Annotated in this window: 15 protein-coding genes; 8 read left to right on the forward strand and 7 right to left on the reverse strand. The window is 38.4% G+C overall.

Annotated elements, in window-relative coordinates:
- Nucleotide 1: 1 nt before the first annotated feature.
- From prmA to mce, 5 genes are all read right to left on the reverse strand, one after another.
- Nucleotides 2-841, reverse strand: coding sequence for a 50S ribosomal protein L11 methyltransferase (gene prmA, locus ACR2F3_RS10225; protein ID WP_432709878.1), 840 nt, complete (start codon nt 839-841; stop codon nt 2-4).
- Nucleotides 841-1602, reverse strand: coding sequence for a triose-phosphate isomerase (gene tpiA, locus ACR2F3_RS10230; protein WP_432709879.1), 762 nt, complete (start codon nt 1600-1602; stop codon nt 841-843). The genes prmA and tpiA overlap by 1 nt, the downstream gene beginning before the upstream one ends.
- A 22-nt stretch (nt 1603-1624) precedes the next feature.
- Nucleotides 1625-2800, reverse strand: a complete 1176-nt coding sequence (locus ACR2F3_RS10235) for a GlmU family protein (protein ID WP_432709880.1) — start codon at nt 2798-2800, stop codon at nt 1625-1627.
- 71 nt (nt 2801-2871) lie between these two features.
- Nucleotides 2872-3120 (reverse strand): type B 50S ribosomal protein L31, encoded by a 249-nt coding sequence (locus ACR2F3_RS10240; RefSeq protein ID WP_090786193.1) that lies wholly within the window; start codon nt 3118-3120, stop codon nt 2872-2874.
- A 153-nt stretch (nt 3121-3273) separates the two neighbouring features.
- Entirely contained in the window at nt 3274-3681 is a 408-nt protein-coding gene (gene mce, locus ACR2F3_RS10245; protein ID WP_432709881.1) for a methylmalonyl-CoA epimerase, read from the reverse strand.
- Between the two features lie 118 nt (nt 3682-3799).
- Between mce and ACR2F3_RS10250 the strand changes: the two genes are divergently transcribed.
- The 6 genes from ACR2F3_RS10250 to ACR2F3_RS10275 all read left to right on the forward strand — a co-directional run bounded on the left by ACR2F3_RS10250 (nt 3800) and on the right by ACR2F3_RS10275 (nt 9942).
- Entirely contained in the window at nt 3800-5011 is a 1212-nt protein-coding gene (locus ACR2F3_RS10250; RefSeq protein ID WP_432709882.1) for an IscS subfamily cysteine desulfurase, read from the forward strand.
- Nucleotides 5012-5073: 62 nt separating this feature from the next.
- A complete protein-coding gene (gene iscU / locus ACR2F3_RS10255; protein WP_432709883.1) occupies nt 5074-5487 on the forward strand; it encodes a Fe-S cluster assembly scaffold IscU in 414 nt (137 codons plus the stop codon).
- A gap of 38 nt (nt 5488-5525) precedes the next feature.
- Entirely contained in the window at nt 5526-5852 is a 327-nt protein-coding gene (locus ACR2F3_RS10260) for a HesB/IscA family protein (RefSeq protein WP_432709884.1), read from the forward strand.
- A 98-nt stretch (nt 5853-5950) separates the two neighbouring features.
- Complete coding sequence (locus ACR2F3_RS10265; protein WP_432709885.1) at nt 5951-7858, forward strand: AMP-dependent synthetase/ligase; 1908 nt, start codon at nt 5951-5953, stop codon at nt 7856-7858.
- Nucleotides 7859-7925: 67 nt separating this feature from the next.
- Nucleotides 7926-9647: a lysine--tRNA ligase gene (lysS, locus tag ACR2F3_RS10270; RefSeq protein ID WP_432709886.1), complete on the forward strand. Its 1722-nt coding sequence runs from the start codon at nt 7926-7928 to the stop codon at nt 9645-9647.
- Nucleotides 9648-9732: 85 nt separating this feature from the next.
- Nucleotides 9733-9942 carry a hypothetical protein gene (locus ACR2F3_RS10275; protein WP_432709887.1) on the forward strand — a complete coding sequence of 70 codons (210 nt, stop codon included), beginning with the start codon at nt 9733-9735 and terminating at the stop codon, nt 9940-9942.
- Nucleotides 9943-10006: 64 nt separating this feature from the next.
- Here the strand turns inward: ACR2F3_RS10275 and ACR2F3_RS10280 are convergent, their stop codons facing one another.
- A complete protein-coding gene (locus tag ACR2F3_RS10280) occupies nt 10007-10546 on the reverse strand; it encodes a DUF2892 domain-containing protein (RefSeq protein ID WP_432709888.1) in 540 nt (179 codons plus the stop codon).
- Nucleotides 10547-10643: 97 nt separating this feature from the next.
- On the opposite strand from ACR2F3_RS10280, the gene ACR2F3_RS10285 reads away from it, so the two are divergent.
- Together ACR2F3_RS10285 and ung are read left to right on the forward strand one after the other, a co-directional pair.
- The gene (locus tag ACR2F3_RS10285) at nt 10644-11033 is read left to right on the forward strand and encodes a thioredoxin family protein (RefSeq protein ID WP_432709889.1); all 390 of its coding nucleotides are present in this window, start codon (nt 10644-10646) and stop codon (nt 11031-11033) included.
- A complete protein-coding gene (gene ung, locus ACR2F3_RS10290; protein ID WP_432709890.1) occupies nt 11030-11710 on the forward strand; it encodes a uracil-DNA glycosylase in 681 nt (226 codons plus the stop codon). The genes ACR2F3_RS10285 and ung overlap by 4 nt, the downstream gene beginning before the upstream one ends.
- Here the strand turns inward: ung and ACR2F3_RS10295 are convergent.
- Complete coding sequence (locus ACR2F3_RS10295) at nt 11707-12177, reverse strand: Lrp/AsnC family transcriptional regulator (RefSeq protein WP_432709891.1); 471 nt, start codon at nt 12175-12177, stop codon at nt 11707-11709. The two genes, ung and ACR2F3_RS10295, sit on opposite strands and share 4 nt — an antisense overlap.
- Between the last annotated feature and the right edge of the window lie 114 nt (nt 12178-12291).

The raw sequence follows: 12291 nt of genomic DNA on the forward strand, positions 1-12291 counted from the left end.
ATTAGTTCTTAATAAAATGAGCAGCGACCCAGTCGCCTATTTTTTTGTGGTCCTGGTAAACGATGTTAAATTCTGTACAGGCTTCTTTGATCATCCCTAGATCCGGACTCTCATAAAAACCGCTAAAGAAAATATGTCCACCGCTGTTTAGAACCTTCGCGTAGACAGGAATTTGGTCCAGTAAAATATTTCGGTTAATGTTAGCCAGGATTACGTCGAACGAATCAGCCGGAATGGCTTCCTTCCCTCCGCATATGGCGACAATATTTTGAATATTATTTAAGGCTATATTTTCAAGTGTACTTTGATAACACACTTCATCATAGTCGATAGCTACCAATTTTGAAGCACCTCTTTTACCTGCTAAAATAGCAAGAATACCAGTACCACACCCCATATCTAAGACTGTTTTACCTGGTATATCAGTTTGTAAAATATACTGCATCATCATTGTTGTGGTTTGATGATGTCCAGTTCCGAAAGCCATTTTTGGATCGATCACAATTTCATAAGTATACTGTGGCTGCGCTTCATGAAAAGTTGCGCGCACATAACATTCATCTGAGATGATTAGGGGTTGAAAATTCTTTTCCCACTCCTCGTTCCAGTTTTGACCTTCGATTTCTTCTACAGTATAAGTGTAGGAAAATTCACCCTCAAACTGGCTTAAAACAGCCGTTAAATTAACCTGGCTGTATAGTTCAAAGTCAGTAAAGGCAGAAAAACCAGTCGCTGTGTCTTCAAACGTATTAAAACCATTTTCAGCAAGGTCATTTATCAAAAGATCCTTTTGATAATCTTCAATATTTTCGAAGGTAAAAGTTACTTTAATGTACTGCATTAAGAATTAAATGTTTTTACCAAATCAGTGAAATCACGTGATTTTAATGATGCGCCTCCGATAAGTCCCCCGTCAATATCTTGTTGCGAAAACAATTCAGCAGCATTTTTTGGATTACAGCTTCCACCATACAAAATACTCGTGTTTTCGGCAACTTCTTCGCCATATTGCCCAGAGATTTGCTGACGAATAAAAGCGTGTACTTCTTGCGCCTGTTCAGAACTGGCGGTTAATCCTGTTCCAATTGCCCAAACTGGTTCATAAGCCACAATTACGTTGGCAAAATCTTCAGCACTTAAATAAAATAAACCATTTGTTAACTGTGATTTAATAACGTCAAAGTAACTACCATTATTTCGTTCATCTAAAGTTTCACCTATGCAAAAAATTGGAATAAGATTATTTTTTAAAGCAATTTTAGTTTTTTCCAATAAAAGAGAGTCACTTTCCGCGTAATATTGTCTACGTTCTGAGTGCCCGATAATAACATATTCTGCACCTACAGATTTTATCATCTTTGCAGAAATTTCCCCGGTAAAAGCACCGCTTTCGTTCTGGTGACAGTTTTGAGCACCAATTTTAACAGTAGTACCTCCTAATTTAGCTAAACTGTTTAAATGAATATACGGTGCACAAATAATGGCAATCTGATCGCCTTTTTGCTCATCTCTTACCATGTTTACAATCTCTGAAAACAAAGAGATTCCTTCAGCATAGTCCAAGTTCATTTTCGAGTTACCTGCTACAATGTTCTTTCTCATATAAATTTTATTTATTGGTAAATTAAAAGCGTCTATGTTTTTGCGTTAAATCGAAGACATGTTGCAAGATATCCCTTTCCTGCTTATCAAATGACATATTTCTTCGTTCAAATACTTTTTCCGCTGTTTCAAACATTTTTCGAATAGTATAAGTTTCAAAGCCCTGTGCCCCACCCCATGCAAAATCCGGAATGAAATTACGAGGAAAGCCTGGCCCAAAAATATTAGCACTCACGCCAGCTACCGTACCCGTATTAAACATAGTATTAATACCACATTTAGCATGATCGGCCATGATTAATCCGCAGAACTGCAACCCGGTTTTACGGAAACATTCTTTCTCATAATCCCATAATTTCACCTCCGCGTAGTTATTTTTAAGATTGGAGTTATTAGAATCAGCGCCAATATTACACCATTGGCCCATCACCGAATTCCCTAAATATCCCTCATGGCCTTTTGACGAATAACCCCAAATCACCGAGTTGTTAATTTCGCCGCCTACACGGCAAAATGGACCTATCGTTGTTTGACCGTAAATTTTTGCTCCCATCTTAACCTGAGAGTTATTGCATAATGCAAATGAACCCCTGATATGTGATCCTTCCCAGACTTCTGAATTTTTACCCAGGTAAATGGGACCTTTCAGGCTATTGAAAGTAGAACATTCGGCACTAGCGCCATCTTCAATAAAAATATTGTCGCCAAGAAGGGTATTGGTACTACTAAGTAAAGCAGAGGTTCTGCCTTTTGTGAGCAAAGAGAAGTCCTTTTTTATTTCTCCATCGTTATTCTTGAAAATATCCTCAGGGTAAACAATATGGACAAAGTCATGGGTGTATTCCTTTTGGATAAAACCCTTGGCAAGATTTTCATCATGGCTGGTGCCAGGATAGCTACGGTAAGCTAATAAAAGTTCACTTCTAACCAATGCCTCCCCTTCTTGAAGCATCATGATGGCTTCAATCAGCCTTTCATCAGGACATACGGAGCCGTTGATAAATAAAGCCGCTTTCGGCAGAGGAGGATACTTGAAAGACAGATAATCAATAGTTGAGTAGCCATAAGTTCCTTGCAGGTGTTTCTCCCACTTTTGGGAAATTGTCAAAATCCCAACTCGTAGATCTGCAACTGGACGGGTAAAGGTTAACGGACGCAAGGAAAACCATGTCGCATCGTCGAACAAATTCATCATCATAAGCGACAAAAATAAAAAAAGTCCCGAGGCTATTGCATCAGGACTTAAATAATTTCTTTTTTAATGTAGAATTACTTCTTTGCGTAACGAGTTTTAAACTTATCGATACGACCAGCTGTATCTACCAATTTCATTTTACCAGTATAAAAAGGGTGAGAAGTGTGTGAAATCTCTAATTTGTATAGAGGGTATTCGTTACCATCTTCCCAAGTGATAGTTTCTTTAGTATCTACACAGGATTTGGTTAAAAAAGAATATTCGTTAGACATATCTTTAAATACTACAAATCTATAGTTTGATGGATGCAGATCTTTTTTCATGTTATGGTTATATTTATTACTTACGTGTCTCTTATTTTAAAGGATGCAAATATCAATAATTTATTCTTGATTAACAAGTATGCACTATGAATTTGTTCAAAAACCCTAATTATCCATAGGCTGCCAACCCATTTTTATCTGTTTTTAAACCTTTTACCTATTTTTTATTTCTTGGCAAAGCTCAACTAATACCCCTTTTGTTGCTTTTGGATGCACAAAACACACAAGTTTGTTATCGGCACCTAATTTAGGTTGTTCATTAAGTAGCACAAACCCTTCTGATCTTAATCGTGACATCTCCTGCAAAATATCATCTACCTCAAATGCAATATGATGAATACCTTCGCCCCTTTTTTCCAGGAACTTTGCAATTGGACTATCCGCATGTGTAGCTTCCAGCAATTCTATTTTATTTTCTCCAGCCCGAAAGAAGGCAGTGTTGACACCTTCACTATCAACCGTTTCGATTTTATAGCAACTTGTCCCCAGCATACTTTCATAAATATCACTGGCTTCCTGGAGATTTTTGACAGCAATACCGATATGTTCGATTTTATTCATTTTCCAAAGTTAGATAAATGTAAAAATGCAGGATTTATCAATAGGTTCATAGTTATTAATGATAACTGTTGGCAATCTTTTTACGTATATTTGTATATTAAGAATAATAAATCATAACATGGAACTTCCTATTTACCTAGATAATAACGCAACGACACCCCTGGACCCAAGGGTTTTAGAGGCCATGCTGCCTTATTTCACTAACAAATTTGGTAATGCTGCCAGTCGTAACCACGCTTTTGGATGGGTTGCTGAAGAAGCAGTTGATTATGCTCGCGAACAAGTTAGCAAGCTGATTGGCTGCACCGAAAAAGAAATCATTTTTACCTCAGGAGCTACTGAAGCAGATAACCTGGGTATTAAAGGTGTCTTTGAAATGTACAAAGATAAAGGTAACCACATTATTACGGCTACTACAGAACATAAAGCGGTATTGGACACTTGTAAACACCTGGAGAAATTAGGTGCTAAAGTTACTTACCTTAAAGTACAAAGCGATGGTCTTATTGACTTGCAGGAATTAGAAGCCGCAATGACACCGGAAACAATTTTGGTTACTATAATGTATGGTAACAACGAAATTGGTGTTGTTCAGCCAATTAAAGAAATATCTGCAATAGCACATAAACATGGTGCTTTATTTATGACTGACGCTACTCAGGCCGTGGGTAAGATCCCAGTAAATGTAAATGAAGATGGCATTGATTTAATGGCCTTTTCTGCACATAAAATGTACGGCCCTAAAGGTGTAGGTGTTTTATACGTACGACGTAAAAATCCAAGGGTTAAAGTAACTGCACAAATGGATGGTGGTGGTCACGAACGTGGCATGCGTTCAGGAACTTTAAATGTTCCTGGCATTGTTGGCCTAGGTAAGGCATGCGAATTGTGCTACCTTGAAATGGATCAGGAAGCAGCCCGTTTGTCTGCTTTAAGAGACAAACTTGAGCGTTCTTTAACAGAATTAGAAGAAAGTTATGTTAACGGTAACACAGCACACCGTTTACCACATGTTTCAAATATCTCTTTCAAATATGTTGAAGGCGAAGGGTTAATGATGGCGATGAAGGACTTAGCGGTTTCTTCAGGTTCAGCTTGTACTTCTGCTTCCCTTGAACCTTCCTATGTGTTAAAAAGTTTAGGTCTTTCTGACGATTTAGCACACTCTTCTATCCGTTTCGGCTTAGGTCGTTTTACAACAGAAGAGGAAATTGATTATGCTATTGAAAACACTAAAAAAGCAGTTAATCACTTGAGAGATTTATCTCCACTGTGGGAAATGTTTAAAGAAGGAATTGACTTAAGCAAAATTGAATGGGCAGAGCACTAGTGGCAACCCGTTAAAAATTAATTAAAACATTAAAAAGGCTTCAAGGCTGGAGGAAACAAAAAATGGCATATTCAGAAAAAGTAATGGAACATTATACCAACCCACGTAACGTTGGTACATTAAATAAAGACAGTAAATCTGTAGGTACCGGCTTGGTTGGTGCACCAGAATGTGGCGACGTTATGCGTCTGCAGATTGAAGTGGACGAAAACAACGTCATTACTGACGCTAAATTCAAAACCTTTGGTTGCGGATCAGCAATCGCTTCTTCGTCATTAGCCACAGAATGGTTAAAAGGTAAAACTGTAGATGAAGCTTTAACCATCGATAACATGGACATTGTAGAAGAACTAGCTTTGCCACCAGTTAAAATTCACTGTTCGGTATTAGCTGAAGATGCAATTAAATCTGCAATCAATGATTACAGAGTTAAAAATGGTATGGCACCAATTGAATTAGCGAAATCACATCACTAATTACCACAGTGGTATTAGTAGTACAAAATTAATAAGCAATGATCACAATAACCGATAAAGCAAAAAGCAAAATAGACCATTTGATGCAGGATTCGCAACTTGGTGCTGATTATTTTCTTCGCGTTTCTGTAAAAGGAGGCGGCTGCTCTGGGTTATCATACAACTTGGATTTTGACAATGAAGAGAAAGTTGGCGATCAGTTTTTTGAAGACAGAGGCATAAAAATTGCCTTGGATATGAAATCTTTTTTATATCTCGCCGGCACAGAACTCGATTTTTCAGATGGCTTAAATGGTAAGGGTTTCAATTTTCATAATCCAAATGCAAGCCGTTCATGCGGCTGTGGAGAGAGTTTCTCTGTTTAAAATACATTTGTTATATTTGTAAAGGGCACCACGGTGCCCTTTTTCTTTTTAAAATGTAAATTTATCTTGCCCTGCAAGTAAAACAACAAGAGCAAATTATGGTATCATTTAATGAGTTCTCAACCGTTCCTAGTCTGTTAAGAAATGTAGTTGAGAATATTCACTCACCTGAAGAAACTTTCCTTATTCATAAAAAAAACGGTGAATGGGAAGAGATTTCTTTCGGTACTACCTTAGAACGTGCAGATGCCGTTTCCGCTTACTTCTTAAATAAAGGTATCCGAAAGGGTGACCGTATGGGGCTAATCATTGAAAACTCCCCGGAATATGTATTCTATGATCAGGGAATTCAGCAAATCGGTGCCATAAATGTTTCCATATACCCTACTTTATCCGAGCAGGAAGTAGAATATATTATAAATGATTCCGGCATTAGGGCCATCCTTATCGGCAATACTTTCTTATTTAAGAAAATATTGAAAATCGCAGTAAACTGCAGAAACCTTCAATATATCATCCCTGCTTTTGCAGATTATAAAAAGGTTGCTCTACCCAAAGATCTCAAAGCTGAAATAATCTACTTCGAAGATATCCTGGCTATGCAACCGCATTCGGCAGAGAAAACCGAAATCAACCTCATCCGTTCAGCTTTACGTCCAACGGATATCTCATCACTCATCTATACATCAGGAACAACTGGAACACCGAAAGGTGTAATGCTCTCTCATGGCAATTTTGTGGAAAACGTTAAAGTTTGTCTTCAACAAATCTATGTGATTGAGAAAACCGATGTTTTTTTATCCTTCCTACCTTTGTCTCACGTGTTTGAACGTACAGCGACTTACCATGTTTGCTGCTCTCAGGGCTGTAAAATCGCCTATGCGCAGAGTCTGGAGCTTCTGGCCAAAAATATGATGGAAATTAAACCAACGGTGATGAGCTGTGTGCCACGGTTACTGGAACGTATTCATGATAAAGCCATAAAAAGCGGCACAAGTGAAGGTGGATTGAAATCAAAGATATTTCTTTGGGCCTTGGAAACTGGTCAAAAACACAGAAGGTTAAAAGAAGCTGGAGAAACTACTGGGCTGTTGCTTAACACGCAGAAAAAGCTGGCGGAAAAATTAGTATTCAGCAAAATTAAAGAGAAAACCGGGGGCAGACTTAAGTTTATGATTTCTGGTGGTGCTGCACTGCCTAAAAATGTTGGTGAATTCTTTGGCAACCTGGGCATTAAAATATTAGAAGGTTTTGGATTAACAGAAACTTCTCCCGTAATATCCGTTACCGAATATGATCGCCAGATTTATGGTACGGTGGGTCGCGTGATCCCATTGATTGAAGTGGGTATCCAGAATCCAGATACAAAAGAGATGATAAACATTCAAACCCATGATACCTTCGACCCGGAATTCGAATGTGAGGAAGGTGAAGTAATCGTTCGGGGGCATTGTGTAATGCAGGGATATTTCAACAAACCAGCAGAAACTGCAGAAGCGATCGACAGAAATAATTGGTTCCATACCGGTGACATTGGCCGCTTCTATAAAGGAAACCTCCAAATCACCGACCGCATAAAGAACATGATTGTGAATGCTTATGGAAAAAATATATACCCTTCACCAGTGGAAAACATCTATTTAAAAAGTTTGAGAATAGAGCAGATCTTCCTCATTGGTGATAAGCGGGAATATCTTACTGCCATCATTGTCCCTAACCCCGATTCCTTAACCGAACAATTTGGATTGACGGAGGAATTTTTCTCAAAACCGGATGTTTTTATCCGTGATAAAGAGATTATTGACTGGATTGGACAAGATGTTCGGAAATTATCGAAAGAACTTGCCAAATTTGAACGCATCAAAGCCTTTATGGTTAAACGCAATCCTTTTAGCATGGATGACGGGGAACTAACTCCTACCATGAAAATTAAGAGAAAGGTAGTGGAGAAAAAGTATGCGGAATACATCAACCAGTTGTATAAAGAATCCGTTGATGCGGGATAATTTAACAGCAATTACTAATTTTACAGTTTAAAAAAACACCCGGCGACATGACCGGGTAAACATATATATGAGTACAGGATTATCAGAACAAGAAATATTGCGCCGTAATGCGCTAACCCAATTACGTGAATTAGGCATTGACCCCTATCCGGCAGAATCTTTTGAAGTAACGGCTTATGCCGCAGACATTCTGGCAAATTATGAAAGAGATAAGACGGCCTACAAAACGATAAGCATGGCAGGTCGTATCATGTCGAGAAGGATCATGGGAAGTGCCTCTTTTGTTGAGTTGCAAGACACCACCGGAAGGATACAAATCTATTTGAAACGAGATGACCTGTGTCCTGGTGAGGATAAAACCTTATATAATACTGTATTTAAAAAATTAATGGATCTTGGTGATTACATCGGAATCAAGGGATATGTATTTACTACACAGACCGGCGAAATTTCTATCCATGTAACTGATCTTAAATTATTGTCCAAATCGTTGAAACCCCTACCGGTGGTAAAACGCGACGACGACGGCAATGTTTATGATGGATTCACAGATCCGGAACTACGTTACCGTCAACGTTATGTTGATTTAACCGTTAATCCTGGCATCAAGCAAATCTTCATTAACCGATCCAAGGTTATCAAAACCATGCGCAATTACTTTGATGAGCATGGTTGGATGGAAGTAGAAACTCCAATTTTACAGTCTATTCATGGTGGTGCAGCGGCACGTCCGTTTAATACACACCATAATACATTAGACATGCCTCTCTATTTACGTATCGCTAATGAGTTATACCTGAAACGTCTGATCGTTGCAGGCTTTGACGGCGTATACGAATTTGGTAAGATGTTCAGAAATGAGGGCATGGACCGTACACATAATCCAGAGTATACAGCAATGGAAATATACGTTGCGTACAAAGATTATATCTGGATGATGGGTATGGTGGAAGAATGTCTGGAAAAAGTTGCTGTAGCTATCCATGGAAAGCCCGTGGTTAAGGTGGGCGACGCGGAAATCAACTTTGCCGGGCCATATGAGAAACTTAGCATGTATGAGTCAATCCAGAAGTATACAGGAATCGATGTTTCAGAAATGACAGAAGAGCAACTCAGGGAGACTTGTAAAAGCTTAAATATCGAGATTGATGCTACAATGGGTAGAGGAAAACTGATTGACGAAATTTTTAGTGAAAAAGTTGAAGCAAACCTGATTCAGCCAACATATATTACAGATTATCCAATCGAGATGACGCCTTTAGCGAAGAAACACAGAAGCAAAGACGGTTTGGTAGAAAGATTTGAATTGTTTGTATGTGGCAAAGAAATCGCAAATGCTTATTCAGAATTAAACGATCCCATTGATCAGAAAGAACGTTTCGAGGATCAACTCAAACTCGCTGCCAGAGGTGATAGCGAGGCCATGGTTATGGACGAGGATTTTGTTCGTGCTTTAGAATACGGTATGCCCCCAACATCTGGTTTAGGTGTTGGTATCGATCGCCTCGTCATGTTAATGACTAACCAATCGACTATTCAGGAAGTATTATTCTTCCCTCAAATGCGTCCAGAGAAAAAAGCGAAAGTCACTAGCGATGAGGATTTCGTTGCTGCTGGTATCCCGGCAGATTGGGTCCAGGTGATCAGAAAAATGGGATTCAATACTGTAGAAGACCTTAAAACGGCCAATCCAAACAAGGTATTTAACGACTTGGGCGGCATGCGAAAAAAGATGAAACTAGACTTAGTGATGCCGTCAAAAGAAGAAGTGACGGCTTGGTTCGCTTAACTGTTTGATAACATAAACTTAAGGCCTGTGGTAGTAAAATACCTCAGGCCTTTATTATTTTTAGGCATATTAAAACCAATGAACCATGGCTACCTCAAGTTTGGAAATCAACGAAAATGAATACTGCATTAGATTTGACAGGGCATCATTTGATCTAACAACAATCCAGCAGCTTATCAACTGTTTGCAAGCAAAGCAGCGATACCTTAATAAATCATTACTCAATGACGAGGAGGATCTGCGAAACAGAGATGCATCATGGGAAGAAAACTTTGATCGACTAAGCGACAAATAACAACTAAAAAAGGTGCACCATGTTATCATGATGCACCTTTTTTTATGATATTCACCGAAAACTACTACCTATATCTTATTTGCTGTTGTTTATCAAGCATCCCTAACTGCTCTTTCATTTGTTTAATCTGATCAGCAAGCAATTTATTCTTATCGGCCTTTTTAGCTTCTGTTAAATACATTTGTGCTTCTCTTTTATTTCTTTTACCCATGGCAATACCAGCAAGGCTTAGTTTTGCAAGGGCAACGTTGTGTTCCATATGCATACCTAAAGCAAGGGCTTTTTTGAAATATTTTTCTGACTGCATAGGAGCTTTTCTGGATTCAATCAATCCCATCAACAATTGGTAGTAGCCATGCTGCGCACGAATCAACTGTGTTTCATAATTCGTTATCCGTCTTAAAAACTTTTCTGCTTTTGGCATGTCATCCTTACGGAGAAACCACTGCGCGAGTAACATGTTCTCATTATAGAAAAACGTCACGACAACTAAAATACTAATGAACAAGGTTAAAATACCCCAGCCCCAGAACCCAAAAACCATTAAAGTGATGGCGGCTCCAAGTAAGGCAAAACCCAGAATTAGACGTACGATGTTTGGCATATTCTTATGTAAATTTATGCAAATATCGTGTTTAAATACGTAAACTTAAATTATAATGCCGATAAAATAACAAATACTATCTTTAGCCTAACAAATCATGATGAAGCCAATAACTATAGAAAATTACGACCGCAACTACGCGGCCTACGAACCCCAAAAAGAGGGGTTAGACCATTTAGCTCCTTTAATTAATGGTATAGCTATCATTGCCGTCATTGGTACCTGGTGTGCAGACAGTAAGTTATATGTACCCCAATTTAATAAGGTGCTGGATGCCCTTGGGTTTCCCGAAAACCAACTCACACTAATTGAAGTAGATGAAAATAAAATGGCAATAAACGCTTCCATCAGCCATTTAAATATTAAAAGTGTGCCTACTTTTATCATTTATAAACAAGGTGAGGAACTTGGCCGTATCATAGAAAGCCCGCAGTTATCTCTTGAAGAAGATTTACTCAGTATAATTGACACACCTAACTTACAATGACAGCAACATTAGAACAAAGTTGGCTTAAGGTCCTGAAGAATGAGTTTGAACAGGATTACATGAAGTCATTAAGGGCGTTTTTACTTGCCGAAATAAAAAATGGTCATACTGTATACCCTAAAAACGCTGACATTTTTAATGCATTCAAACATACACCATTTGAAAAAGTGAAGGTTGTTATTCTTGGGCAGGATCCCTACCATGGGCCAAACCAAGCACATGGCCTGTCTTTTTCTGTACAGAAAGGTATTAAACCCCCACCCTCGTTAAAAAACATTTTTAAAGAGCTATCAACAGACATACAGGATTTCGAATCACCTGTTCATGGTGATCTTACTAAATGGGCAAACCAGGGAGTTTTGTTATTAAACGCAACCTTAACCGTACGTGCACAAGAACCAGGCTCACATCAAGGTAAGGGATGGGAAACTTTTACAGATCGCATAATCACAGAACTATCCAGGCAAAGGAAAGGTATCGTGTTCTTGTTGTGGGGAAAATATGCCCAGGATAAATCATTGTTAATCGATGAATCCAGGCATACTTTATTAAAAGCCGCACACCCCTCCCCCTTTTCTGCATATAGGGGTTTTCTGGGCTGCAGGCACTTCTCGTTAACTAATCAAATACTTAAGGAACAGGGTATTGCGCCGATAGACTGGCGCTTAAATGACTAATATTCCAATGGAACGATCGGTTCTTTTTTAGTGGTTGACATGATCATCATGGTTTGGAAAGTCTTAACTACCGATATCTTGCTAATCTTTTCCATTATCAAACGTTCATAGGCTTTAATGTCGTTTACATAAACCTTTAACAGAAAGTCTGCCTGACCAGTGACATGGTGACACTCCGTTATCTCCTTAATGTTATTCACTTCGTCAAGAAAAGTCTGAATGGTGTTATTCTTATGGAAATCTAATTGCACTTGTATGAATGTCTTGATACCTAAACCAAGTTTCTCCTCATCTACCAGTGCGTGGTAACTTTTAATAAATCCAGCTAATTCAAGTTTCCTTACCCGTTCCAGGGTTGGTGCAGGAGATAAACCAATTTCTTGCGACAATAGCAAATTTGTAATTCTACCGTTTTCCTGTAATAACTTAAGTATTTTAAAATCTATTTTGTCAATTTCTGCGGCCATGTTGTGTTTTGTTTGAACAAAGATATAACAAATGACCGCTACCTGCCAAATATAATTTTATGAGATGAACTAAATAATAAGATTAATTTTTTATATTTTTATTTAGATTTGTCT

Origin of the sequence: Pedobacter sp. (assembly GCF_045627485.1) — a bacterium.
Lineage (GTDB): Bacteria > Bacteroidota > Bacteroidia > Sphingobacteriales > Sphingobacteriaceae > Pedobacter.